Source organism: Geotalea uraniireducens, from assembly GCF_027943965.1.
Taxonomy (GTDB): domain Bacteria; phylum Desulfobacterota; class Desulfuromonadia; order Geobacterales; family Geobacteraceae; genus Geobacter; species Geobacter uraniireducens.
Genome location: NZ_AP027151.1, coordinates 3,222,469 through 3,246,989 on the forward strand (window position 1 = coordinate 3,222,469; position 24,521 = coordinate 3,246,989).

20 protein-coding genes are annotated in these 24,521 nt (G+C 58.3%); 8 read left to right on the forward strand and 12 right to left on the reverse strand.

Going from position 1 to position 24,521, the window contains the following annotated elements; translation table 11 throughout:
• Positions 1-17: 17 nt before the first annotated feature.
• The 5 genes from QMN23_RS15020 to QMN23_RS15040 all read right to left on the reverse strand — a co-directional run bounded on the left by QMN23_RS15020 (position 18) and on the right by QMN23_RS15040 (position 3,897).
• A complete protein-coding gene (locus tag QMN23_RS15020; protein WP_282000146.1) occupies positions 18-482 on the reverse strand; it encodes a YybH family protein in 465 nt (154 codons plus the stop codon).
• Between the two features lie 55 nt (positions 483-537).
• Positions 538-1,449, reverse strand: a complete 912-nt coding sequence (locus tag QMN23_RS15025) for a DNA-3-methyladenine glycosylase family protein (RefSeq protein WP_282000147.1) — start codon at positions 1,447-1,449, stop codon at positions 538-540.
• A gap of 91 nt (positions 1,450-1,540) precedes the next feature.
• Complete coding sequence (locus QMN23_RS15030) at positions 1,541-3,028, reverse strand: patatin-like phospholipase family protein (protein WP_282000148.1); 1,488 nt, start codon at positions 3,026-3,028, stop codon at positions 1,541-1,543.
• Complete coding sequence (locus tag QMN23_RS15035; RefSeq protein ID WP_282000149.1) at positions 3,019-3,255, reverse strand: hypothetical protein; 237 nt, start codon at positions 3,253-3,255, stop codon at positions 3,019-3,021. The genes QMN23_RS15030 and QMN23_RS15035 overlap by 10 nt, the downstream gene beginning before the upstream one ends.
• A gap of 150 nt (positions 3,256-3,405) precedes the next feature.
• A complete protein-coding gene (locus QMN23_RS15040) occupies positions 3,406-3,897 on the reverse strand; it encodes a thioesterase family protein (RefSeq protein WP_282000150.1) in 492 nt (163 codons plus the stop codon).
• A 294-nt stretch (positions 3,898-4,191) separates the two neighbouring features.
• Here QMN23_RS15040 and QMN23_RS15045 point away from each other — a divergent pair, with 294 nt between their 5' ends.
• From QMN23_RS15045 to QMN23_RS15080, 8 genes are all read left to right on the forward strand, one after another.
• Positions 4,192-5,646, forward strand: coding sequence for an efflux transporter outer membrane subunit (locus QMN23_RS15045; RefSeq protein ID WP_282000151.1), 1,455 nt, complete (start codon positions 4,192-4,194; stop codon positions 5,644-5,646).
• Positions 5,647-5,665: 19 nt separating this feature from the next.
• Positions 5,666-6,796, forward strand: a complete 1,131-nt coding sequence (locus tag QMN23_RS15050) for an HlyD family secretion protein (protein ID WP_282000152.1) — start codon at positions 5,666-5,668, stop codon at positions 6,794-6,796.
• Between the two features lie 71 nt (positions 6,797-6,867).
• Positions 6,868-8,409 carry a DHA2 family efflux MFS transporter permease subunit gene (locus QMN23_RS15055; protein ID WP_282000153.1) on the forward strand — a complete coding sequence of 514 codons (1,542 nt, stop codon included), beginning with the start codon at positions 6,868-6,870 and terminating at the stop codon, positions 8,407-8,409.
• Between the two features lie 11 nt (positions 8,410-8,420).
• A complete protein-coding gene (locus QMN23_RS15060; protein WP_282000154.1) occupies positions 8,421-8,882 on the forward strand; it encodes a universal stress protein in 462 nt (153 codons plus the stop codon).
• 14 nt (positions 8,883-8,896) lie between these two features.
• Positions 8,897-9,706 carry a flagellar motor protein MotB gene (locus QMN23_RS15065; RefSeq protein WP_282000155.1) on the forward strand — a complete coding sequence of 270 codons (810 nt, stop codon included), beginning with the start codon at positions 8,897-8,899 and terminating at the stop codon, positions 9,704-9,706.
• Between the two features lie 65 nt (positions 9,707-9,771).
• Positions 9,772-9,903: a hypothetical protein gene (locus QMN23_RS15070; RefSeq protein WP_282000156.1), complete on the forward strand. Its 132-nt coding sequence runs from the start codon at positions 9,772-9,774 to the stop codon at positions 9,901-9,903.
• A gap of 55 nt (positions 9,904-9,958) precedes the next feature.
• Complete coding sequence (locus QMN23_RS15075) at positions 9,959-10,687, forward strand: TetR/AcrR family transcriptional regulator (protein WP_282000157.1); 729 nt, start codon at positions 9,959-9,961, stop codon at positions 10,685-10,687.
• A 189-nt stretch (positions 10,688-10,876) separates the two neighbouring features.
• Positions 10,877-11,611, forward strand: coding sequence for a DUF4197 domain-containing protein (locus QMN23_RS15080; RefSeq protein ID WP_282000158.1), 735 nt, complete (start codon positions 10,877-10,879; stop codon positions 11,609-11,611).
• 215 nt (positions 11,612-11,826) lie between these two features.
• On the opposite strand, the gene QMN23_RS15085 is transcribed toward QMN23_RS15080, so the two are convergent.
• The 7 genes from QMN23_RS15085 to nspC all read right to left on the reverse strand — a co-directional run bounded on the left by QMN23_RS15085 (position 11,827) and on the right by nspC (position 24,493).
• Positions 11,827-12,309 carry a hypothetical protein gene (locus tag QMN23_RS15085; protein WP_282000159.1) on the reverse strand — a complete coding sequence of 161 codons (483 nt, stop codon included), beginning with the start codon at positions 12,307-12,309 and terminating at the stop codon, positions 11,827-11,829.
• Positions 12,310-12,941: 632 nt separating this feature from the next.
• The gene (locus QMN23_RS15090; protein WP_282000160.1) at positions 12,942-16,718 is read right to left on the reverse strand and encodes a hypothetical protein; all 3,777 of its coding nucleotides are present in this window, start codon (positions 16,716-16,718) and stop codon (positions 12,942-12,944) included.
• Positions 16,719-16,921: 203 nt separating this feature from the next.
• On the reverse strand, positions 16,922-17,629 hold the full coding sequence (locus QMN23_RS15095; protein WP_282000161.1) for a hypothetical protein: 708 nt from the start codon (positions 17,627-17,629) through the stop codon (positions 16,922-16,924).
• A 361-nt stretch (positions 17,630-17,990) separates the two neighbouring features.
• Entirely contained in the window at positions 17,991-18,566 is a 576-nt protein-coding gene (locus tag QMN23_RS15100) for a hypothetical protein (protein ID WP_282000162.1), read from the reverse strand.
• 299 nt (positions 18,567-18,865) lie between these two features.
• Positions 18,866-20,728, reverse strand: coding sequence for a choice-of-anchor D domain-containing protein (locus QMN23_RS15105; RefSeq protein ID WP_282000163.1), 1,863 nt, complete (start codon positions 20,726-20,728; stop codon positions 18,866-18,868).
• Between the two features lie 310 nt (positions 20,729-21,038).
• The gene (gene speA / locus QMN23_RS15110; protein WP_282000164.1) at positions 21,039-22,946 is read right to left on the reverse strand and encodes an arginine decarboxylase; all 1,908 of its coding nucleotides are present in this window, start codon (positions 22,944-22,946) and stop codon (positions 21,039-21,041) included.
• Positions 22,947-23,344: 398 nt separating this feature from the next.
• The gene (nspC, locus tag QMN23_RS15115) at positions 23,345-24,493 is read right to left on the reverse strand and encodes a carboxynorspermidine decarboxylase (RefSeq protein ID WP_282000165.1); all 1,149 of its coding nucleotides are present in this window, start codon (positions 24,491-24,493) and stop codon (positions 23,345-23,347) included.
• Between the last annotated feature and the right edge of the window lie 28 nt (positions 24,494-24,521).

Consider the following 24,521-nt stretch of genomic DNA (forward strand, 5'->3'; position numbering starts at 1 on the left):
AATATTCCGGGCGCGGCTCAGGCCGGCCGGACCGCCTGCTGGTAGGCCGTCAAAAGCGCCGGGTCGTCGATCGAGCCGTGATGGTGCACCTGGCGCCACTGGCCGTCGAGCAGCCGGAAAAGCCGGGTTGTCCGGATCGCCAGCGCCAGCACCGTTTCCCCCGCCCGGTACTCGCCCCGTTCCCGCCCCACCACGTAGAAGAGTTCGCCCGCCTCGTGATAGCTGTAATCGTAGAATTCGAACCGGTACTCGCCAGCACCGGCGAAGAGCCGTTCGTAGACGGTGCGGATCTCCTCCCAGCAGCGCCTGATCCCGCCGAGCGGATTGTCCATCGCCGCCTGGTCGCCCGGGGCCCAGTTCTGGGCCATCAGCGCCAGGTCGCGGCTGTTGAGCGCCCGGTAAAAGCGGGAGAGCGCCCGCAGTTGCGGGGTGAGCAGGTTTTCGTCTTCCCGGCCGGTGACCGGCGTCTGTTCGATGTACATCGGGTATCCTCCCGTAAGGTGGCTTCGGCAAGCGGAATCACGCCGGGCATGCCCGTCAGGCCGGCCCGGCCGCCAGCGCCTTGAGCCCATAGGCATGGAGCAGGATCGCCTGGGCCGTCGTCGCCTCGGTGCCCCAGTGGGCGACGGTGCGCCGGACCTCCTCCTCGGTGGCCGTCTCCTGCCCCAGGTAGACGATCGCCACCCCTTTCTTCACCGCCAGGTCGCCAGCCACCAGCCGCGGTCGCCCCAGGCAGCGGACCAGAATCCATTCGGCACTCCAGGGACCGATGCCGCGCAAGGCGGTAAGCGCCCGCATGGCGGCGGCATCCGGCATCGTCGCCAGGCGTTCCGGGCTGAGCGCCCCGCCGGCCAGGGCCTCGGCCACCGCCAGGATCGACTCCGCCTTGCGGGTGGTGAACTGCAAAGCGCGCAGATCCGCCACCCGCAGCGCGGCCACGACCTCCGGCCGGAGCGCGTAGACGAAATCGTCCCCCACCGATAATTTCTCGCCGTGCGTTTCGGCCAGCCGGCGCCGGACGGTAGCAGCCCAGCGCAGGTTGACCTGCTGGGCGCTGATGGCGCGCACGAGGCCGTAGAAAAGGTCGAACTGCCGGACTTGGCGGATACCGGGGAACCGCCGGTTCAGCCGGGCCAGCGCCGGATCGCGGCGCACGAGCGCGCCGAAGCCGCGACCGGCCGGGATAAAGCTCCGGCTCGCCGCCTCCCGCACCGGCGCCAGGTCCGCCGCCGCCGCGACCCGAATCTCCAGGCACGGCGCGGCCGTCGTCCCCGCCACCCGGCAGCAAAACGGGATATGCCGCGACCCCGCCGCCAGGGTCCGCAGCCAACGCTCGCCGTCCCAGCGATCCAGGTAATCGTCGCCGTTGCGGCCGAGGAAGCCGAGCGAACCGGTCATGTCCAGCGGCGCGGGAAACGGGAGCAGTACTCGGTTGTCGGCGAAGCCCATCGCAAATCCTCTTCCCGGTTTCGGCACGGAATACTCACTACTATACCAGAAGAGGGGCGGCTTTCTTCCCGGCAGCGGAGCGCCGCCGCCCTCAATCCCCCGGCGCCGCCCCGCAGACTGCGTCGACCAGCTGGCCGTCGATGGTGACCGGGTGCGGCTGCCACGCCGGGTCGAGCCGCTGCATGCCGACGACGAATTCGGCCGAGCGCATCAGCAGGTAGCCGGCGGCCGCCCGGAGCAGGTCGACGGTGGCGGCCGGCAGCGAGAACGAGGTCGGCAGCTCCTGCAGGCAGCGGCGGAGGCGCGGCTCGGGGATGTCGTCGAAGGTCAGCTCGGCAAAAGTGAAATCGGTCATGAGCGGATTGACGACTGGCGGGGCCGCGGGGCAGTACTGGCCGAGGCGCTTGTTACACGAGTCGACCGTCCGGGCGAGCTGCTGCATCTGCTGGAAATGGCCGTCGATCATCTCGACGCTGTCGAAGGAGACGTCGTCCATCGGCCCGCTCGTAACCACGTCGAGCACGGCGCCGATCCCCGGCGGCGCGCTCCGCTCGTCCCACTGCCGCTGCTTGGTGGTCTTGGCATTGGCCGCGATCACCAGCAGCCGCCCCAATTGCTTGAGGTTGGCATAGCGAAGGATGCTCCACGGGCTGTCGGTGCTGGTGACCGCCTGGAACGGCCCCCGGAGTCCCAGGTTGTCCGACAGGCCGCCGTCGAGGAGGTGGGCGTAGCGGCGATCGGGGTCGCGGTACGACTTGGCGGCCATCGCCTCGGCAACGCGGCGCTTCGGGTTGGCCTCCCGGTCGAGGGCGAGGTCGATCCAGTCGGGAAGCTTGCCGCACGGCTCCTGGTAGATATCGAGGGTGAGCGGGGCAAAGGCGACCGGGAAGTCGGAAGAAGCGGCCACCGCCCGGGAGACGGCGACCCCGGCGAGATCCGAACAGAGGAGATCGAACTGGTCCTGGGTGAACTCGAAGCGGTGGGCGATGCTGATGTCGGTGGCATTCAGCACCAGGAAGGGGACCCGCCCCGGCGGGGTGGCGACCAGGTCAGCGAAGGTCTTGCCGCCGAAGATCGTCTCGTTGTAATACTCGGCCGCCATGTCGATCCGGCTGAAGTCCGGCGAGGCGAGGCGCCACCAGTTGTAGGGGTTGAAGAGGCGCCAGAACAGCCCCCCCTGGATGTCGCGGTAGAGGAACCGCGACGGGAAATCGGCGAAGAAGCGGTCGGGAAAGAGCGCGTAATAGGCGGAGGTGAAGCTCCCGCCGGAGACCGACGAGATAATCTCCACATCGTCGAGGAGCCGGTGTTTCGCACCGTCCGTCCCCTGGTACTCGACCGTCTTCAGCGCCTCCATGAGGCCGAAGGAAAAGGCCGCGGCGCGGGTGCCGCCGCCGGAAAACGCCAGCAGCACGAAGGGTTTGTCGGCCTGCGGCGGCGGGCGGACGACGCTGTAACGGTAGCCGCCGGCCGGGGCAATGGCCGCCAGGCGAGGGTTGTCCGGATAGTGGGCGCAGCCGCCGGCAAGCAGCGCCGCCACCGCGCAGCACAGTTTCACCCCGTAGCTCGTCATACGCATTGGAACGCCACCTCCTGGGGCGCAATCGGGTCGGTATCCCTGATCACCACGGCAACCTGGGACGGAGTGCAGTTTTTCCCGGCCGGGCAGCGCAGCGAGACGGTATGGCGGCCGGCGCTGCACTGCTTGGGCTGGAGGACGCCGGCGCTATCCTTGTTGGGGCCTTGGTCGACACCATCGAGGATCACGTTGCCGGTCGCCGGGCAGGGGCAGACGAAGAATTCCATGGGGCAGCTCCTTTCGTGGCAGGTGCGCGAAGGAGGCGGCGGATCATGCGGAGAGGGGGAAGCGCACGAATTCGTCAAACGTTAGAATAATATCATACGGTTAACGATCCGGGGAGCGAGGGGGGCTATTTTTTGCCCCAGGACGAGGGGTCAGCTCAGGATGTAGGAACCGGTGCCGGTGGCAATCAACTGGTCGGCGTCGTTTTTCAACTCCATCTGCACCGAGGCGATCCGCCCGCCCAGCCGCACGACTTTCGCGCGGGCATGGAAGCTGCGGCCGATCCCCTGGCGCAGGTAATCCACCCGCAAATCGATGGTGCCGAAGCGACCGAACCGCGCCACGATCTGCTCCGCCGGCTCATGGGAATATTTTTCGGCAACGGCCGCCGCCAGCGCAAAACCGGCGACCGTATCCAGCGCCGTGGCAATCACCCCGCCATGAAGGCGGCTATGGAGATAACTGCCGATCAGCTCCGGACGCATGTCGAATGACAAACCGGCCGCTTCGGCAGCAAACGACTCCGCGCGAAAGCCGATAACTTCATTAAACCGGAAGCGATGTTCAAAAATATCGACAAACAGCGCCTCAAGATTGGTCTGCTCCTCCGGGGAGCGGCGAACGACAAGGGGGGATAAATCCATGACTGGCTCTCTTTCGCTGGTGGGAATTGACGGCGCCGGGGGTAATCACCCGCACTGCGTCGGCCGGGCGGCGACCTCGTGGTCTTGATTCCGGAGCCCAACCGGTAAAGCTCTTATCAAGTAGCACTAAATTAGGGCAATGTCGCCGGAATTCTGCGCGAGACCCGACAGTATCGGCGGACAAGGCCATGGATCACCCTGGGAGGCCTGAAAGTTTACATCGCTTGACATTACCTTCCGCATGCTGTACCGTACGGTACAGTTTACAATTGAAATCATGGGAGAGCTGAGAGAATGATCCTTGAATCCCTGCCGTCCGCCGCGCCGCCAAAACGGCTGGTTATCACCATCGCGTTACTCGTGGCGACCGGTCTTGGCGGTTGCGCCATGCTTCCCGCAACCGGCCGGCTCGCCAGCATGAAACCTTCCGCCGCCTATCGGACCACCGCATCATTTGCAGCCCCTGTCGGCAATTGGCCGGCTGAACGCTGGTGGCAGTCCTATGGCGATCCACAGCTGGTCACATTGATTGACGAGGCACTGCGCGATTCGCCGGACATGGCCGCGGCCGCGGCACGCCTGCGCCGGGCCGAAGCATACGTCACGGTATCCAGATCCGCGCTGATGCCGCAGGTAAGCGCCAACGCTTCGGTGACAGAGCAGAAGATCAGCTACCACCACCTGATTCCCCGCTCCCCGGCATCCGACGGCTGGCAGGATTACGGGCTGGGGACGATCAACCTGAATTGGGAGATCGATTTCTGGGGCAAGAACCGGGCGGGGTTGGCGGCAGCCACCTCGCAACGGGAGGCGAGCCGCGCCGAGGCAGCGCTGGTGCGGCTGAACATCGCGGCGGCCATTGCCATGAATTACGCGGATTTGGCCAGGCTCTACGCGTTACGGGATACCGCCGCCCGGACGGTGGCGATCCGCGGCAAGACGGTTGAACTTTTTGCGGAACGATTCGCCAACGGCATGGAAACCCAGGGGAGCGTCAGTGCGGCCAAAGCGCGACTGGCCGGAGCAGAGGCCGACCTGCTCTCCATCGACGAGCAGATCGGCCTGACCTGCAACCGCCTGGCGGCCCTGGCCGGTGCCGGTCCGGACCGGGCACGTGCCATCCGCCGGCCAACGGTCAATCTCGACAGCAGTTTCGGGCTGCCGGCGGAACTGGCGGCCAACCTTCTCGGCCGCCGCCCTGACGTGACCATGGCGCGCCTCATGGCCGAAGCCCAGCGGCACCGGATCGACCAGAAGAAAGCCGAGTTCTATCCCAACGTCAACCTGGTCGCCTTTATCGGTGTGCAGTCGCTGGGGCTGGACATGCTGACCAGGGCCGGCTCGGATATCGGCGGGATCGGACCGGCCGTATCGCTGCCGATTTTCACTGCCGGCCGCCTGCGGGGCGAACTTCGCGAACGGGCGGCGAGCTATGACGAGCTGGTCGCCAATTACAACGCAACGGTTACCCACGCCCTGGAGGACGTTGCCAATGCCGCCCTCAGCATCAAGGCGCTAGCCGGGCAACTGGCGAAAGGCGAAGAAGCGGTCGCGGAGGCAGCCGAGGCCCATCGGGTGACGCGCAACCGTTACGAAGGGGGACTCGCCAACTTTATCGAAGTCCTGTACGCGGAAGACATCCTGCTGAACAACCAGCGGCTCCTCGCCGGCCTCAAATCCAGGGCACTGACCCTCGATGTCGCCTTGCAGCGCGCCCTTGGCGGCGGATACCAGCACACAAAAATCTAACACTGTGAAGGATGCCGACATGTCTGAAACTGCCAAATCGATTCCCACCGACGTCTCCACAACAAATCGCCGCAAGAAACTGCTCATCGCCCTGGCCGCAGTTGTCGTTATCTCGGCAGCAAGTGCCACGGCATACGGGCTGCTGTACGGCTCGAACTTTGTCGCCACCGATAATGCCTACACGGCGGTCGAGGTTGCCCAGGTGACCCCGTCGGTCGGTGGGACCATCAGCGAAGTGCCGGTGACCGACACCCAGACGGTCAGGAAGGGGGACATTCTGGTCAGGATCGACCAGACCGACGCCAGGCTCGCCCTTGCCCAGGCGGAAGCCGATCTGGGGCGGGCAATCCGCCGCGTCAAAGGGTTTATGGCCAATGACGGCAGCCTGAATGCCCAGATCACAGCCCGGGAAGCCGACGAGCAACGGGCGGCGGCCCAACTCCGTTCGGCGGAAGCGGATTTCGACCGGGCACAGATTGACCTGCAACGCCGCGCCGCGTTATCGACATCCGGCTCGGTATCCGGCGATGAACTCACCCGGGCCCAAAATGCCTTTGCCGCTGCCAAGGCCAATCTGGATGCCATTCGCGCCGCCATTGCCCAGGCCAAGGCCAACCACAGCACCGCCGTCAGCTCCCGCCAAGCCAACGCCGTGCTGATTAACGGCACGACCGTGGACACCAACCCCGAAGTGGCGCTGGCCCGGGCTCGCCGCGACCAGGCGGCAGTCGATCTGGAGCGGACCGTGATACGGGCCCCGGTGGCCGGCATCATCGCCAAACGTCAGGTCCAGGTCGGCCAGCGCGTCCAGGCCGGCACCCCCCTGCTCGCGGTGGTGCCCGTGCAGGAAATGCATGTCGACGCCAACTTCAAGGAAGTGCAGCTCAAGAAGGTCCGCGTCGGTCAACCGGTCACCCTCCATGCCGACATTTACGGCAAGTCGGTGACCTACCACGGCACCGTCGAAGGTTTTTCGGGCGGCACGGGCGCAGCCTTCTCCGCCATCCCGGCCCAGAACGCCACCGGCAACTGGATCAAGGTTGTCCAGCGCCTGCCGGTACGCGTCAGGCTCGACCCGACTGAACTGCTGAAGAATCCGCTCAAGGTCGGCCTGTCCATGACTGCCGAAATCGATACCCGCGGCAAGTAGAGGCATGCCCCTGCGGCAGGGGCGACGAGCCGACTATTTTGAGCTACACCCGCCGAATGGAGAACAGCACAATGAGCCATGACCCTAACCACACCAGCGACGCGCCGCTTACCGGCGGCATGCTCTGGCTTGCGGCAATCATCCTTGCGGCAGCCAACTTCATCGCGGTGCTCAACATGACGATCGCCAACGTGGCGGTACCGAACATCGCCGGCAGCCTGGGGGCGACCGTCAGCCAAGGCACCTGGGTCATTACCTCCTACGCGGTCGGCGAGGCCATCACCGTGCCGCTCACCGGCTGGCTGTCAGCCCGTTACGGCTCGGTGCGGGTCTTTGTCGGGGCGATGGTGCTCTTCGGCGCATTTTCCCTCGTCTCGGGCCTGTCCAGTTCGCTCGGGCTGCTGGTTATCGCTCGCATCTTTCAGGGCTTTTCCGGCGGCCCGCTGATGCCGTTGTCGCAAACCCTGCTGATGCGGATTTTCCCCAAGGAAAAAGCAGCCGCGGCCCTCGGCGTCTGGTCGATGACGACCCTCGTGGCACCGGTGGTCGGCCCTATTCTGGGCGGCTATTTTTGCGATGAATACAGCTGGTCATGGATTTTCTACATCAACCTGCCGATTGCGTTTCTTGGCGGATTCTCCGCCTGGCAACTGCTGAAGCGCTATAGCGAACCCCTGGTCCGCAACCCAATCGACCGGGTCGGCCTGGTGCTGCTCATCATCTGGGTGGCGGCACTGCAACTGATGCTGGACGAAGGGAAGGACCTCGACTGGTTTGCCTCCGGCAAGATCGTCACCCTGGCGATTATCGCGGCCATCGCCTTTGCCGCCTTCATTATCTGGGAACTTTATGAGGAACATCCGGTAGTCGACCTCAAGGTGTTCCGCCATCGCGGGTTTACCGCCTCCGTGCTGACCATCAGCCTGGCGTTTGCCGCCTTCTTCGGGGTTAACGTCCTGACACCGCTCTGGCTGCAAAATTTAATGGGGTACACCGCAACGAAAGCAGGCCTGGCAACTTGCGGAACGGGGCTTACTGCATTTTTCATCGCTCCGCTGGTGGCGCAGTTGACGACAAAGATTGACGCCCGAAAACTGGTGTTCGGCGGCGTTATCTGGCTCGGAATCGTTACCCTATGGCGCACCGTAGCTACTACTGATATGACGTTCTGGAATATTGCCGTTCCCCTGGTGATTCTGGGATTCGGCCTGCCGTTCTTCTTCATCCCGACGACCGGCTTGGCGCTGGCGAGCGTTGAAGAGCGCGAGATGGACTCCGCCGCCGGGCTGATGAACTTCCTGCGAACCCTGTCCGGCGCCTTTGCCACCTCCATTGTGACCACCACCTGGGCCGACCAGATTACCCGCAACCATGCCGAACTGGTGGGGCTTGCCGATAGCGACCAGAGCGTGCGGACAATGCTGGCAACCTCGGGCGCCCCCACCGATGCGGTGAATCAGGTCATCGACTACCTGATTACCGGCCAGAGCGTCATGCTGGCCACCAACCAACTGATGTGGGCCATCGGCATCGCCTTCTTCATCGCCGCCTCAGTTATCTGGATCGCACCAAAGCCGACCCGGGTGGTGGACCCATCAGCCGGCGGGCATTGAGGAGAATTCCCATGTTCAAGCACATCCTTGTTCCAACCGACGGTTCGCCGCTCTCCCTGGAGGCCGTCACCCGCGCCGTCTCGTTCGCCAGGGAAGCCGGAGCGCGCATCACCTTTTTCTGTGCCGTACAGCCGGCCCCCAAGATGTACTACGGCACCGGGGCCATCTTCGATACGCACACCTTCGCCATGTTTCGCGAAAAGATGCTCAGCACCGCCAATGACATTCTGGATGCTGCCGGAAAGATTGCCGAGAACGCGGGAATTGAGTACGGCAAGCTGGCGCTGGTCAGTGAAGAACCCTATGACGCCATCATCGAAGCGGCCAGTCAGAACGGCTGCGACCTGATTTTCATGGCGTCGCACGGGCGCCGCGGCGTCAGCGGCTTTTTGCTCGGCAGCGAGACGCAGAAGGTGCTGACGCACTCGACAATTCCCGTGCTGGTGCATCGATCCAACAGGTCCCTTTACTAGCGAGCGGGGGAACTATGGCAAAAAACCGCAAACCGGAAAAACAGCTTAACCACGAACGCTGGCTTGTCTCCTACGGAGATTTGTTAACCCTTTTGTTTGCAGTCTTTGTTGTCTTGTATGCCATGTCGCAAGCCGACAAAAAGAAAACAGAAGAAGTGATGCAATCAATCCAGCAGGCCTTCGGCATGTCCGTTGCCGGATCTCAGGGAGCCAAACTCAATGTGATTCCATCAAACCGGATCGATCCCATTCCAAGTATAAAATCGGCACCGGCATCGATCTCAACGCAGCAAAAAGGAGTCAGCAATCATTCCGGCATAAAAATTACCGCTACAGAAAACGAATTCAAGCGAATCAAGTCCTCCATTGAGGCATATCTCATCAAAGAAGGAAAAACAGACAAGGTAATCGTCGATATTACGAGACGCGGCCTGGTAATAAGCTTGAAAGAGGCCGGTTTCTTTGATTCAGGGAGTGCCAAAGTTAAACAGCAGTCAATAAGTGTCATTGCAACGATAGCTCGGTCGCTTGCCATCTATGCAAATGAGTTAAGGATAGAAGGGCATACCGACAATATTCCCATAAGAACGTCCCAGTTCCGCTCGAACTGGGAGCTCTCAAGCGCTCGGGCAAACAACATCATGCATCTTCTGACAGAAGCATACGGTTTGGAACCCGAGAGAATGTCAACGGTAGGCAACGGTGAATACCGCCCGATTGACACAAACGACACGCCAGAAGGCCGGGCAAAAAACAGACGGGTTGATATTGTAGTCCTCAATTCCGATGCGGATAAATTTGAGGCTAAATCGGCGGCACAGTGACCGGTTGGCTGGTCGTTTGCTCTGCCGGTGCCGTGAGAATCGACAGTCAGCCTTGAGGTGCTGATATGGAAAGATCCAGATTATTGTTATACAGCGTGATTGCGCTTATCGTCCTGCTCGTCTTCTACTTCATCCTTGCAGCCGAACCGTCCGAGGATTTCCCGACAAATATCATCCATCTGCTGTTCCAGCATTGACTTATCGTATGGCATCGATAATCCTGTTGAAAATTATCGTCTTCGGAACGATGATTTGCTGGGCCATAATCGCGGTGATTTGTTTTCTGCCCCGCAGGAAATAAACATTTGTGCAGGTCTATGGGAACGGGTATCGCTCATCCACAACGCAAGGAGAAACCACACGGGCATGGCAAAAAAATCCGACACAAAACGGCAGCATATTCTCTCGGTAGCGGCACAGGCTTTCCAGGAGTATGGGTTCGAGCGGACCTCGATGTCAGAAATCTGCGCCAGGGTGGGCGGTTCGAAAGCGACGCTTTACAATTACTTCCCGTCCAAGGGTGAACTGTTTTATGAAGTAATGACACTCTCCAATAACACTGAATTCGAGGCCGTCTTCCGGGCGATCGATCCTGCGGCGGAAGATATCGCCGGGTCGCTGCGCCAGTTCGGCAGACGTTGGCTGACATTTCTTTACTCGCCATCCGTTAAGGCAAATCGGCACTTGGCCATCTCTGTGTCCGGCCGAAGCGATCTTGGGCGACTGATGTACGAGCGCGGCGTACTGCGCGGGCAGGACCTGATTGCAGACTGCCTCAAAACGGCAATGGGACTTGGCAGGCTCCGGCAGGCCGATCCGGTTGTCGCGGCCCGGCATCTGCTCAGCCTGCTTGAATCCGAACTGATCGAGCGTTTCCTGTTTCAGCTCCTGGGAGAAGTCAGCGCGGAGGAAATCAAGCAGGTTACCGATCGTGCCATAGACGTTTTCATGGCAGCCTACGGCAACAGGGGGAAAAACTGATTATTGAGGGGCGATGACGGTCGATCTGGCCGTCTGCCCGTTGCTCTAAACGGTGGCACCGGCTCGCTGCGGAGATGGAGGGACATGAAGGGGCCGGCCGGCGATTTGTAACCTGTTACTTTGCACGTATACTTGGGAGAAAAGCGTCGTTTTACAACCGTTATTCAACGGCCGACAAGGAGGTCTCCCATGAATCGCCCGCTCTGTCTGGCAATCGCCGCGCTGCTCCTCTGCCCCACCCTCAGCAGGGCCGGCTTTCTCGACGATCTGACGCGCGAAGTACTCCCGGCGCTGCAGCAGCAGAGCAGCCTCGACGACAGCACCATCGTCAAGGGGCTCAAAGAGGCGCTGGCCACCGGCACCGAGCGCGCCGTCACCGAGGTGGCCAAGCCGAACGGCTATTTCGGCGACAGCCTCATCAAGATCCTCCTCCCCGACAAAGTCCAGCAGGTGGCGGATTTCCTGGGGGAGGTCGGCTACCAGCAACAGGTCGACAACTTCGTCCTGAGCATGAACCGGGCGGCGGAGAAAGCGGCCCCCAAGGCGGCCAGCTTCTTCGGCGACGCCATCCGGCAGATGACCGTCGACGATGCCCGGGGAATCCTGAGCGGCGGCGACACCGCCGCGACCGCGTTTTTCGAGAAGAAGACCAGGACGCAGCTCTTCAACGCCTTCAAGCCGACCGTGGCCGCGAGCATGGACCAGGTCGGGACCGCCCGGGCCTACAAAGAGATGATCGGGAAATACGAAAACATCCCGCTCGCCTCGCTGGCGGGGCTCCCGTCCCTCGATCTTGACAGCTACGTCACCAACAAGGCCCTCGACGGGCTGTTCCTCAAGGTAGGAGAGGAGGAGAAGAAGATCCGGACCAATCCGGCCGCCCAGACCACCGATCTCCTGCGTAAGGTATTCGGCGGGAAGTGAGATCGGGACGGGGGAAGAACGCAGTAGAGGCTACGGGCGGGGGGGCCGGCGAGCGGTAATTCCGGGGACACCATACTTATCTCGGTTGAATTAGGTATGGTGTCCGCGGAACTCCGCAAGGAATTTCTATTTAATCCTCGCATAACGGGCTCCGGCTGACCGGCGGCAGGATTATCGCCGACGGGTCTAGCCGGAAGTTAGGTGCTTCAGCGTTACTAGAAACTCTTCCGATGGTCTTCCCTAATTTGTTTTCTCGACTCTTCGTCCAATCTTAACTCAGCAATATACCTATTTTTTAGATCGTTTACCGCTGTTTGAAACTTATGTAATTCTATCAACTTAGATTCCAGAATGCTTTGTGAGCATTTTTTAAAGTTTTCTTTTGGATTAGGGGCATTTTCTAGCAGTTTTGCTAGTTGAATTTTGTCTTCTTCAACGTCATCTTTCCACTTCTTCATCATGCCTGATCCCGAAAGTCTTCTTGCGGCTGCTACCGCTTGTCTTGATTTATTCGCTTTATCTATTAGTTCTTCAATTTGATGAACATCTGTAAATGCATCATGAGTTGCTTTTTGAAGTTCCAGGCGGAGGTCAAGAGATTTGAGGCTGCTAGCTTTTCGATACCCCATGATACCGGTAACAGCACCAATTATTCCTGTTATCATGCCAACATAACTGCTCCAATTCAGGTCTGACATTTGCTCTCCGTTTGTTATTTTCTGTGTACACTTAACGGGCCGGGCCTTGACCCGCACCGGGGCGCCTCTCAGCCCCGGTCGGTGTCTAACACAAGCTCATGGGGGTCAGGTCTTGAAAGGGGGGCCGCCAGGGGACGTTGTTGATTTATTGACTTACCCAACTAATCAACTCAGTCCCCTTAGATACTCCCTCTATTTGACGGGCCGGTAAATCGTTTCTCCGTCCCTCGGCTTATACTCCCCCATTCCTCCTTTTATTGAGTCGAGGAGACCAAGCAATAATGGTTCTGCCTCTTGATCTCTTGCCGTCGGCCACGCAAATCGTACCCAAGTCACAATGTCTGCAATGCTTTTCTTTGCATCAACAATTGTGTAACTAATGCCTGAGTCATTTGCTTTTTGCCGGAATGTTGACCATCCTTTGTAGCTAGAGGGGGTAACAGCAGATGGCCCCGGGGAACGTAAGGGGTCGCGTCTACATTTTCCATTTTATGTAGAATGCGGGGAACGTAAGGGGTCGCGTCTACATTTTCCATTTTATGTAGAATGTAGACCTGACCCTTATTACTTATTCTATGTAGAATGTAGACCTGACCCTTATTACTTATTCTTATTACTTATTACTGTACCGCTCAATCAAATCTCGAACGCTCCTCGCTGATTTCCTCGCGATCGATACTTCGATCCAAGTACTCAATTTCATTTTCGATCCATTGTGTCACTTCGGCCCCGAAGCCAGCTGCCAACCAACGCCGAAGTTTCTCTCGCTTTCGCTTCAGATGAGCACTTGTTGGGCCAGTCCATCCACCGGAGTGAAATGTCGCACTGATTCCACTTTGAACACCATCGAACTCGCCATACCTGTATAATAATTCCTTCGTCAAACGCCCCCCACTGTCTTCATCCAGGGTTCCGGGAACTGCGTGAGCCATCAGCGCCGCTCTGGATGCAGGGTCTTCTTCAATCCATTCTAGAATTTCCGGAACCGGCAAATCAACTATTGCCCCTCTCGGATCTTTTTCATCGAATCCTGATAGGCCGCCCTTTAGCCAACTGAAGAGATCTCCTCGCCATTTTGGAAGCGTTGCTTCGAAGTGTGACTTTACTACCATCCATGCTTCTGCCGGATTGGCTCGTACGATCTCATTTGCGAGAGGCACAACGTCGTGGTCGTAGCTCAAACGGTAGACTTTGCCCATTTTAGTAAGCAAATAATCCAGCATAGGAAGTGCACGACTTGGGTCCCACTTGATCAGTTTTAAGCAGACATTTTTCCAGTGGTAGCCGTGCATTACATTTCGGCTTTCCTCGTCAGGGATGGACCGAGACAAGACCCCGAACACGAAGTCTGGACTGAACTGCGATGATTCGTTGAACGGGATGGACTCCAGCAGATCAATCAGCAAGGATAGCGAGTCCCGTCCTCCATGGTCGTTCAGCTGACAAAGCAGACGCCTCACTCTTTCTGGGGGAACCGATTCGATGGCCTTACCATATTGCAACACCTGGAAAAGAGGTGGATCGATCCATTTCTTTTCCAGTGCATCCTGGCACTTAACGAACAGCCCATCATCATAGACGGAGCGAAGCGCAATAGTTGCGCCCAGCCATGCTGTACTCTCTATGTCAAGAAAGCTTCCCACTGTGACGAGATAGAAATCGGGATCACGTAACCGAACTGCTGAAAGGTAGCCGTGCAGGCACACTTGGTGTTTTGTTTCCTGTGTCAGCTCAATGAGTGAGGGTAACAATTCACACGACCTATCATTCTGTGCCAACTGTTCTCCGAAATGCCACAGTGCAGGCGCATTTTTCGCTGGCGATAGGAGGTGCTGAATCTGACTCATCTTCTCGGGATGCTTTGCGATGCGGCGAGCCAAAGCGTTAACCAGACTCTTCGCACGGCTCCTGATCTTGTTGTGCCGCTCGCGAAAGGCCTCGTCCCATTCCATCCAGTCCACATCGATTACGTAGCGTTGAAACCGGCTCGCTAAATCACGCCTTGTGTAACGACGCTCAAGGCGGCTAACCCTTGTGGTGATTTCTGGGTGCTTACCATCGTCTTGATACTCCCTCCAATCCCAAAAGAAGGCATTCAGCTTCTCTGGTGACATCGCAGGATCATCCACAAGTAGATTGAGGACTTGAAACGCCAACTCGGTACATGGTGGTGTTGTAATTTGCTGTTCTACGGCTTCCAGCAAGGTCTCGCAGACTTCAGTTTGCAGGGAGTGCGGCCACTTCCGGGTCTCATCAACCAGCGTCTGGAAATAGACGAACTTGGCTTGCCACCACTCGCCGTATGTCGTAGGTATCCAGAGTTTTGCTCTCTCCCGTAGCCCTTGATACTCAGGCCCGACAATCCGGAAGCTCATGCTACGACTGTCGAGGGCTGCACGCATCGCCTTGAGCCCAAGAAGACGTTCTGCATCACGGGGCACATGAAGAAGCTTTAGCATTGCCGGGAGTCGGGCTTCGGGACTCGATTCGGTAGCAGCTGCCTCAGGGCCAATGTGAAACAAGCCAATCAAGGTGCCCGTGGAGTTGTTGGAGAAATTGGCATTCTCGTTGACTGCGAGACGCCCTAGCATTTGGATAGCCCTGACGGTAAGCGTTGGCCAAACTGCGATCTTTTCGAGAGCCCAGACAACGTTTTGCCGATTCTCCTCAAATGCTAAAAGCTCCTGGTCCGTCCAGTTGCCAATTGTCGTTTCCAGAAGCCTCAGCACAGCAGATGGATTGGCTTCAGCCAAAATCGAGAGGAATTGAGAACCTTTCATCGACATTAGCGCTTCGCGCTCAGAAAAAATGCCGTCTGGTCTAAGGATATCGTCAACTATGTGCGCCGTTGCCGCGCCCTCTGCATACTTGAACATGTTCATGAACCACGCGTGTAAAGACTCCGGCATCTCGTCGAAGATTTGCGAGAAGTCAAATCCTCGCCCATAGCGCTCCCAGAACTGCTTCCACAAATAGATGTGAAGGGCCTTGGGCACAAAGAATAGTGTTCTGCTCCCCTGTAGAACCCTTCGTGCACGTAGGCTTTGAACTATCTCCTGGAAACGCGCCCATCCAATGGTCGGATCATTTTCGTGAATGAGTTCCGCTATGTACTCCGCTTCTTTCCCTACGGGGGCTTCGTACCCAAATCTGCTGAATAGCGCTAGGTGTTGTGTTACGCAGTCGACTTGCCTCGCAGAACCTTCATCTCGGATGCCGTAGCCATGCAGAAATCTTGTCCAAATCGGTACGGTTGCCGGGGGTTTCAGAAGATCACCTGGATTTGCTCGTAAGTTATCTGCAACCGCCTGTGCAACCCGAGGCGAGCCTTCGCAAATCGCGACCCATCGATCGATCTCACCTGAATCGCCAGCTCCGCGGACAAGTATCTTTTTTATCGTCTCATCAGGCAGGCGCGGAGCGTTGAGTCTAACAATTTCTTCGTCGTGGCTTTCGTCTCTCCCATGATCCAGCGACACAATCTTCAGGCTGCCGCAACGAGGTTTTAAGTGTCTCCAAATATCTGCCATCTCAGACTCTGCAAGTTCATCGATGACAACTATAAGCGGTTTGTCGTAACCACATTTCAGTAACTGGCGAAAGAGCCTTGTCTGCCCGAACTGTGAGCCGTGCTGTATGTAAAGCACGTAGGGTGCAATGTCCACGTCCTTAACAGCCTCAAGGACAATTCGTGTCTTCCCCAGACCTGGCTCACCCAGAATGCGGAAATGTTTGGTTTCCTTTTGCAAGCCTGCACGTATTTGGGCAATCAATTGATCCTGCTCTGGTGATGTTTCGAAGAGATTTGCCATATGTGCGTCACGCTGCCATTCATCAATTACCCAAGCTTCCTGAATTGGGTCGACAGCCAGAAGGGATGCTGTCCCTGGATATCGCTCGGCAAATTCGGCAACCTGACTCGCACCGAGAACCTCAACCAAATCTTCGTACCCTTCGACACCCATCTCCGCTAGTACGAGAGCAATGTGTTGCCGCGAATCGTTACGCTGTTCCGGGGTTAGGTCATGGCCTGTGCAAAGCAGTATATAGCGCCCACGACGGCGAACGAGGCGTTCTACCTCAGAGCATAGTTCCCCTTTGCTGTCGAGCAGTTCGCTACGGATCGCGCTCAGCGTCCAGGGCTTGAATGCCGTTCCTGCTTTGATCTGAAACCCGTTAAGTCCCGACTGAAAAATGCAATCTGTCGGAATAATAGCCCCAGAGGGAACATTGATTTCCGCGTCAATGCCGCCGTCCGCGGTCGTGAGTCGAGAAGAGATCGTCAATACAGCTGGACTCAGCTTTGAATAGCCGCATTCAGATCTAAGAATAACGCGAATGACAGATACGGCGCGCTCAGGGGTAAGCTCGGTTACTGCTGCGATAGGAACGTCAAGAAGATTATTCATAATGATACAATCATAGTGTAATGCCGTTCAATTTTCATACAGCGTCTCATGTACTTTCTTGTCATTTGCGACCAACGGGGCCGGAAAACAGCGGCTTGGATAGGTATTCCGGGGACAGGATAGGTATTCCGGGGACAGTATATAAAACAATTAAATACACTGTCCCCGGAATTCCGTCCCGGAATTCCCCCCATATGCGTATCCTACCAGTCAACGGCTGGTCGGTGAATGGGTTCACCGCTCCACTGTCCTAGTTGTCTTCCAGTTGCCCTTCTGAGATAGCTAAGCACGTTAGTGTCACCTAGAAGCAACTGAGAGTTAGACAGAAGGTATTTCTTCGGATCGCCGATTGTTTCCGCACAAATTTCATCAGCTCTAAGGCATTCAATAATTTCAACCATATTTGGATTGAGCAGTAAAATGACATCACCATGCAAATAGGCATCCTGCCAACCAGCTTCATAGTTAGTTATAAAGTCGATGCCGCATTGTTGCAAAAAATGGCATTTCTTCGCTTCTGAATTGTCAGAAGGGCAATCAGCAACAAGTATTGGAGAAAAGTAGTTTTCGAGCTCATCAAACCAGTTTAAGGCGCTAAATAGTCTTGAGCAAGCAACTGGAAGTTTTTCGTTCCATATCTTTTGAATTACCGGTGGATGTTTTGCTGGTGCGATTCCTCGTCTAATTACATTTGAACCAGTTACCGCCCTACAGACATACACCAACGGCTCTCCATCGCCCCTGACGTAGCCTTTAGCGTGGGCTGCAGCACCTTTCAATGAATCGGTAAAATGGAAACCGACTCCAGGTCCTGCGTTTTCTCCAGTACCAATGTACAGCGGGTTAAAACGGTAAAAATCAGCCCTAGACCCATGAAATAGAGGCACTTCCTGGCTTAGAGACAAATCCATAGTTAATGTTTTTCCTTAAGACAACATCTTATTAGTAGGTCCCCGCCCAACTGCCTGTTTTGGACAAAAAATTTTATCAATAATTCAAAATTGCCAAACTACATGTAAATACGAAATATATTTTAGTGATAATATTCCAATTGATACGAAAACCAGAATATAATACCCCTATTCGGAACAAATTCCGTTTCAGCCTATGGGAGCTTCCAACAGCCACCTCTAAGGAGCGGCCCCCCACATCTGACAAGCCCAAACTTTATTCAATAGTTTTAAGCACTTTCCCACATTTTCTATCCGTAACAACAACCCACCTAAATCGCTCGTAAACTTGTGTTTCCCAATTCAGCCACCAAGCTTTACCCTATTGAACCGGACTGCTTGCGAGATCTTTGACAAAATTCTCCGTCGCCCTTCTCATCGAACCCGATACCATCAGCCTGCTTGCCGTTTTCCGCGTGACAAGGGAGTACCACTTTAACGGTGCATCCTCGTCATTGTCAGTCATATCGGAACAATAAGTCTTATTCAGGAACGGCGAAGTAACCTTGAATTGCACAAACCCATGAGCAACGCCATACACCACCCCGATCAGCTTGAACGAGACGCCTTGCAACTCGACCACCATCTTGTGCGGACTGGCCGGATCGATTTTCCCATGAGCACCCTGAATCATGCTAGTCACCGCTTCCCGGAAATATCGCTCGCCAAGCGCTCCTTCCAGTTCCGTCTCCCGGTCGAGCGTATATTCCGAGCAGTCGATTTTGTCGTTCTGCCCGCGGCCATCCTTGAATTCAACGGCAAAGGACTTTCCCCGGAGGTCGATAGGTGCCGTAGGCTGCAGCAGCTTGTAATCGGTGCCGGGCAAATAGCCGTAGTACAACGGCCCACAGGAACACAGGAATAAACCGAGAATGAGCAGGGTAACGAGTTTTGACATGCGGTTCCTTTCGTTGCCAGTGGAGAGCGTGGTCCGCACAATGTGGCAAGAGCGGCTGATTTCTTTCAAGCCCGTAACACCCGTTTCTCTCATACCAAATTCCCGTCCGCCAACAAAGCAAAATCCGCAAAATTACGTCATATTTCCAAAAAGTTACTACATATAGTAACTTTTTGCCGTCAGCCACCCTCCCCACCCGGCTGCCGCGCCGATTCAGGGGCACAAAAAAACGCCCCCGACATTCCGCAACGGAAAGATCGGGGGCGTTTTCATCCGCCATAAATTCAGATTGGAGATTTCTACAAGATAACCAGCCGTTCCACGGTCAGCGAACCTTTCCCGACGGTGAGAACGCCCTGCAAAGAGGTATAACCGCTGGTGTTCGAAGAATAATCCCCGTTATACCCCCCTTTCAGGATGATATCCTTTCCCTCCCCGCACGTCAGATCCTCGACAAACTCGACCCCCCAGGCCAGGATGGTGTCCGTTGCCGAAGACGAAGCGGCCGCATAGGCAAGGGATAGGGTGGAGAAAAGCACCGAACCGATTTTCGCCCTGCTGGCGGTATTCTCGTTGAAGATGGCGGTAACGCTTTTGTCCGCATCCGCCGTCACCGCACAGGTGCCGATGCCGGTACAGATGCCGGACCAGCCACCGAACAGCGAATACTCGCCGGGGGTGGCGGTAAGCGCCACCGGCGTGCCGGCCGGAAAGGGGGAGGAGCAGCTCGCGCCGCACGCCAGGCCGGCGGGCGTACTGGCGACCGTACCGCTGCCGGTGCCGGAAAATGTGACCCCGAGAGAATAATCCGACGGATGTTCGCCGCCCTGCAGCAGAACGGTAAACGATCCGGCACTGGTGGAGACATTGGACTGCGCCGTGTAAAATCCGGCCGCCGTCGGGGTAAAGCGGTACGAGAAACTGCAGCTCTCCCCCGGTTGCAGAATTTTGCCGGCGCAGTCCTGGATGGCATAAAAAGGTGCGCCAACCCCGCCGCCGGTCCAGCCGGACAAGGGCCCCATGCCGGTATTGGTAATGGTGACCGTCTGGAAAGGACTGGCGGTATTGAGGGCAACCGGGCCGAAGTCGAGCCAGAGGGGGGTGACATTCTGGGCGGGGGCAACGCCGGTGCCATGCAGCAGAATACTGAAGGAACCGTAACTGTCGGAAACATTGGAGGTTGCGGTAAATTCGCCGACTGACGCGGGAGCGAAGGTGTAATAGAAATAGCAGGAGCCGAGCGTCGGCACCCCCGCGGCGCAATCCTGGGTGGCGGAAAACGGCGAGGCAACCCCGCCGCCGGCAAAGCTGGAAATGGTTGAAAAGGCGCTCTGGTTATGGATTTCCACCTTCAGCTGCTGGCTGGTCGCGCCGACCCCGACCGGGCCGAAGTCGAGCGAGAGTGGCGAGACCCGCTGGCCGGCGCCGAAAATCAATGAACTTCCGGAACCTTTGACATCCACCGTTACCGGTCCGCCGTTGGTGGAACTGGCGGAAGTGCCGGTGTACGAGCCGGCGCTAACGGGGGAAAAGTCGAAATAGTAATGGCAGGAGCCGCCCGGCGGCACCCCCGAGGCGCAGTCCTGGGTGACCGAGAAGGGCAAGCTCAGGCCGCCGCCCGCAAAGTCGGTCAGGGTGGCCAGGCCGACATTGCGCAGGGTCACCACCTGTTGCGTGGCACTGTTGCCGAGATAGACAGCCCCCAGGTCCAGGGAATGGGCGTCATAAACCACCTTTGCCCCGACGCCTCGGCCGTGGACGTTGATCGAAATGTTTCCCAGGTTGGTGCTGGTGGATGATGCCGCGCTGAAATCGCCTGCCGCAGTTGGCGTGAAGGTGAAGAAATATTGGCAGCTGCCTCCCGGCGCGACCCCGGCGGCGCAGTTCTGGCTGACGTCGAAGGGGGCGCCCAAGCCGCCGCCGGCAAAGTTGTTCAGCGTCACGGCGCTGTAATTGGTAATGGTCACCGTCGCCTGGGCCGAAGTCATCCCCACTCCCACCGGGCCGAAATCAATCTCCAGGGGGGTGACCCACAGGCCCGTCGTGGCTGCGGCCTGAACTTCAGCCGCCGCCAGGGTGGCGCACAGTCCCGCCGCGAGTGCCGCACACAGCCTCGATAACGCCCCGACCCTTCGCCGCCCGATTGAAAAAACCTTGAACATGGCACCCTCCCTGTTGATCGCCCGCTTGGCAGGATCAGGTAAATTTCGGAACATATCAGTTACCAAACATTATAGCTATATATTGATAACAAAGTGCTAAACCCATAGCAAATTCCCGCCGGCCAATAAAGAAAATTTCGCAACATTCCCGCATATTCCCGAAAAGTTACTACCGGTAGGAACTTTTTGCCGTCGCCCCCGCCCCGGCCGCCTGCGCAGCGACCCAGGGCACACAAAAAAAAAACGCCCCTGACATTCCGCATCGGAAACATCGGGGGCGTTTTTCACCGCAGCCGAAATGCCAGGCCGGCTAGCCGCTCAGGTAGGTATAGCCGAGCAGCGTCCGGTCGAGCAGCTCCAGGAAATGGCTGCTCTCTTCGATGGTCACCTTGCGCAGCGCCACTTCCTTCTCCAGGTTGTCCCGGACCCGCTTGAGGATCTCCGGTCCCTTGTACTGCACGTATTTCAGGCTTTCCCAGGTGGCATCGCCGTTGATGACCGTGTCGATCTTGTAGTTGGTCTTCTTGTTGAACGTGACATGGACGGCGTTGGTGTCGCCGAACAGGTTGTGCATGTCGCCGAGGATCTCCTGGTAGGCGCCGATCAGGAAGAAGCCGATATAGTAGTCCTCGTCCTTGCGGATCTTGTGCAGCGGCAGATACTTGGTCCGGCCGTTCTCGCCGACGAAGCTGGAGATCTCGCCGTCGGAGTCGCAGGTGATGTCGGCGATGGAGGCCATGACGTCCGGCTTCTGGTTGAGCCGCTGCAGCGGGACGATCGGAAAGAGCTGGTCGATGGCCCAGGAGTCCGGAATCGACTGGAAGAGCGAGAAGTTGGCGAAATAGGTCTGCCGCAGGCTCAACGAGAAATTCTGCAGCTCTTCGGGGATTGGCTTGATCTTCTCGACGATGCCGTTGATCTTGCGGAGGATTTTGCTATAGAGCCATTCGGCGATCGCCCGGTCCTGGAGGGTCAGGTAGCCGAGATTGAACAGGCTGACCGCCTCCTGGATCAGCTGCAGGGTGTCGTGGTAGTCCTCGCGGAGCGAGTAGCGGTCGATGCTGGTGTAGATGTCCATCAGCTTCTTGACCGTCGGCGCCAGTTTGTCCATCTCTTCGAGGGTCTCCTCGAAATCGGGCATGACGCTGGTGGTGTTGGTATTGAGGACGTTGGTGATCAGCACCGAATAGTGGGCGACGGTGGCCCGGCCCGATTCGGAAATGATGTTCGGGCAGTCGACGCCGGCGTCTTCGCAGATGTTCTTGATCTGGTAGACGACGTCGTTGGCGTACTCTTCGATGGAGTAGTTGACGCTGGAGAAGTAGCTCGACTTGGAGCCGTCGTAGTCGACGCCGAGGCCGCCGCCGATGTCGACGTATTCGATGCCGACCCCGAGCTTGCGCATCTCGGCGTAGACCCGGGTCCCCTCGATCAGGGCGCTCTTGATCTTGTCGATCTTGGTGATCTGGCTGCCGATGTGGAAATGGATCAGCTTGACCCGGTCGAGCAGCTCGTGCTCTTCGAGCAGGCCGATGGCGGCGATGATCTCCGACATCCGCAGGCCGAACTTGGCGTCTTCGCCGCCGGAGGTGGCCCACTTGCCGGTCCCCTTGGAGGAGAGCTTGACCCGGATGCCGAGCTTGGGCTTGATGCCGGTCTTCTTGGAGAGGGCGAGGATCTTCTCCAGCTCGAACATCTTCTCGACGACGATGGTGATGTCGAAGCCGATCCTGGTGGCGTAGAGGACCGTCTCGATGTACTCGGTGTCCTTGTAGCCGTTGCAGATGATCGGAATGTTGTTGCCGGTGGCGAAGGAGATGCCGATCACCAGTTCGGGCTTGGAGCCGACTTCGAGGCCGATGTTGTAGCGCTTGCCGAAGTTGGCGATCGCCTCGACCACCTGCCGCTGCTGGTTCACCTTGATCGGGTAGAAGGTCTGGTACGTGGCCGGGTAGTTGTTCTCGGCGATGGCGTTCTTGAAGACCCGGTTGATACTGGCGATCCGCCCCTGGAGGACGTCCATGAAGCGGAGCAGGATCGGCGGCTTGATCTTCCGCTTGATCAGGTCGTCGACCAGGGCGCGCAGGTCGATGGACGACTTGGAGGTGGGGGACGGGTGGACGCAGACGTTCCCCTTCTTGTTGATCGAGAAGAGGTCGGCACCCCAGTTGTTGAGGTTGTAGATTTTGGCGGAGTCGTTGATCGACCAGCGTTCCATATGCTCTCCTGAAGGCGGCGCCATTTTCGCGCGCTAACGGCGGTGGGTACCGTTAGCATCGCGAATCTGCCGCCGCGGTAACGATCTGTAACGTATTTATGGTAAAACCCCGACTTTCCATCGGAGCGCAAGATTTCGAGTTGACCTGCGGCCTCGCCCCCCAGCAGCCTTCATTGCCAGTCCCAATATCCTCCGGGGCGAGAGATTTCGGCCAGATCGGCGTCGGCCCGCAGAAACCGTGCCGAGGCAGCCCTCTCTATCTCTCCCCCAGAGGGGGAGAGCATGCCTTGCCCTCTCCCCTTGGGAGAGGGATTGGGTGAGGCTCGCAGCGCTACGTCGAGGCAGGGTTTCGAGGACACGGCGTCGAGATGGTCGGAAGACCTCGCCCCTCCCCCCCCTCAGGACAGCTTGCCCCTGAAATCCTCATACCCAAACCGCCGCACCACCCGCAACTCCCCCCCCGCCGGCTCATACGTACAGATGGCCGGATGCTGGATGCCGTTGAAGGTGGTGGTCTTGACCATCGTGTAATGGGCCATGTCCTCGAAGGCCAGCCGATCACCCGGCTTGAGCGGCGCGGCGAAGGACCAGTCGCCGATCACGTCCCCCGCCAGACAGGAGGGGCCGCCGAGCCGGTAGGTGTGGGCCAGTTCGCCGGCTTCGCCGCCGCCGGTGATCGTCGGCCGGTAGGGCATCTCGAGGATGTCCGGCATGTGGCAGGTGGCCGAGACGTCGAGGATGGCGATATCCATGACGTTGTGCACCACGTCGAGCACCTCGCTCACCAGGACGCCGGTGCCGATCGCCACCGCCTCCCCCGGCTCCAGGTAAACCTCGACGTCGTACTTCTCCCGGAAATATTTGACCAGTTCCACCAGCCCGTCGAGATCGTACCCCTCGCGGGTGATGTGGTGGCCGCCACCGAGGTTCAGCCATTTCATGCCGTGGAGCAGCGGGCCGAACTTCTCCTCGAAGACCCGGGCGGTCCGGGCCAGCGGCTCGAACAGCTGCTCGCAGAGGGTGTGGAAATGGAGCCCCTCCACCCCGGCGAGCGACCGACCGGCGAACTCGCGGTGCGGGATGCCGAGCCGCGACAGCGGCGCGCACGGGTCGTAGATGGCGGTATGCCCCTCGGAATGCTCCGGGTTCACCCGCAGGCCGATCGAGACGCCGCTCCTCTCCCACAACGGCCGGAAGCGCTCCAGCTGGTTGAAGGAGTTGAAGACCAGGTGATTGGAGGTCGAAAGCAGTTCGACGACATCCGACTCCTTGAAGGCGGCGGCGAAGCTGTGCACCTCGCGGCCGAACTGCTCGTAGCCGAGCCGCGCCTCCCAGGGCGAGCTGGCACAGACCCCGTGGAGGGTTTCGCGGAGCAGCGGAAAGACCGACCACATGGCGAACGCCTTCAGCGCCAGGAGGATCTTGGCGCCGGAACGCCGCTGCACCTCGTCGAGGATCGCCAGATTGTGGCGCAGCCGCCCCAGGTCCACCACATAGGCGGGGGACGGGGCGAGCTCAAGAATTTTCGGGATGTCGATACCGGTCAATGGTTGAGAACCTTTTCAAGCGATAATC

What these genes read in the sequence shown, in the direction of transcription:
- QMN23_RS15020 (WP_282000146.1), bottom strand. Translation starts at nt 482, where the DNA reads ATGTACATCGAACAGACGCCGGTCACCGGCCGGGAAGACGAAAACCTG.
- QMN23_RS15025 (WP_282000147.1), bottom strand. Translation starts at nt 1,449, where the DNA reads ATGGGCTTCGCCGACAACCGAGTACTGCTCCCGTTTCCCGCGCCGCTG.
- QMN23_RS15030 (WP_282000148.1), bottom strand. Translation starts at nt 3,028, where the DNA reads ATGCGTATGACGAGCTACGGGGTGAAACTGTGCTGCGCGGTGGCGGCG.
- QMN23_RS15035 (WP_282000149.1), bottom strand. Translation starts at nt 3,255, where the DNA reads ATGGAATTCTTCGTCTGCCCCTGCCCGGCGACCGGCAACGTGATCCTC.
- QMN23_RS15040 (WP_282000150.1), bottom strand. Translation starts at nt 3,897, where the DNA reads ATGGATTTATCCCCCCTTGTCGTTCGCCGCTCCCCGGAGGAGCAGACC.
- QMN23_RS15045 (WP_282000151.1), top strand. Translation starts at nt 4,192, where the DNA reads ATGATCCTTGAATCCCTGCCGTCCGCCGCGCCGCCAAAACGGCTGGTT.
- QMN23_RS15050 (WP_282000152.1), top strand. Translation starts at nt 5,666, where the DNA reads ATGTCTGAAACTGCCAAATCGATTCCCACCGACGTCTCCACAACAAAT.
- QMN23_RS15055 (WP_282000153.1), top strand. Translation starts at nt 6,868, where the DNA reads ATGAGCCATGACCCTAACCACACCAGCGACGCGCCGCTTACCGGCGGC.
- QMN23_RS15060 (WP_282000154.1), top strand. Translation starts at nt 8,421, where the DNA reads ATGTTCAAGCACATCCTTGTTCCAACCGACGGTTCGCCGCTCTCCCTG.
- QMN23_RS15065 (WP_282000155.1), top strand. Translation starts at nt 8,897, where the DNA reads ATGGCAAAAAACCGCAAACCGGAAAAACAGCTTAACCACGAACGCTGG.
- QMN23_RS15070 (WP_282000156.1), top strand. Translation starts at nt 9,772, where the DNA reads ATGGAAAGATCCAGATTATTGTTATACAGCGTGATTGCGCTTATCGTC.
- QMN23_RS15080 (WP_282000158.1), top strand. Translation starts at nt 10,877, where the DNA reads ATGAATCGCCCGCTCTGTCTGGCAATCGCCGCGCTGCTCCTCTGCCCC.
- QMN23_RS15085 (WP_282000159.1), bottom strand. Translation starts at nt 12,309, where the DNA reads ATGTCAGACCTGAATTGGAGCAGTTATGTTGGCATGATAACAGGAATA.
- QMN23_RS15090 (WP_282000160.1), bottom strand. Translation starts at nt 16,718, where the DNA reads ATGAATAATCTTCTTGACGTTCCTATCGCAGCAGTAACCGAGCTTACC.
- QMN23_RS15095 (WP_282000161.1), bottom strand. Translation starts at nt 17,629, where the DNA reads ATGGATTTGTCTCTAAGCCAGGAAGTGCCTCTATTTCATGGGTCTAGG.
- QMN23_RS15100 (WP_282000162.1), bottom strand. Translation starts at nt 18,566, where the DNA reads ATGTCAAAACTCGTTACCCTGCTCATTCTCGGTTTATTCCTGTGTTCC.
- QMN23_RS15105 (WP_282000163.1), bottom strand. Translation starts at nt 20,728, where the DNA reads ATGTTCAAGGTTTTTTCAATCGGGCGGCGAAGGGTCGGGGCGTTATCG.
- speA (WP_282000164.1), bottom strand. Translation starts at nt 22,946, where the DNA reads ATGGAACGCTGGTCGATCAACGACTCCGCCAAAATCTACAACCTCAAC.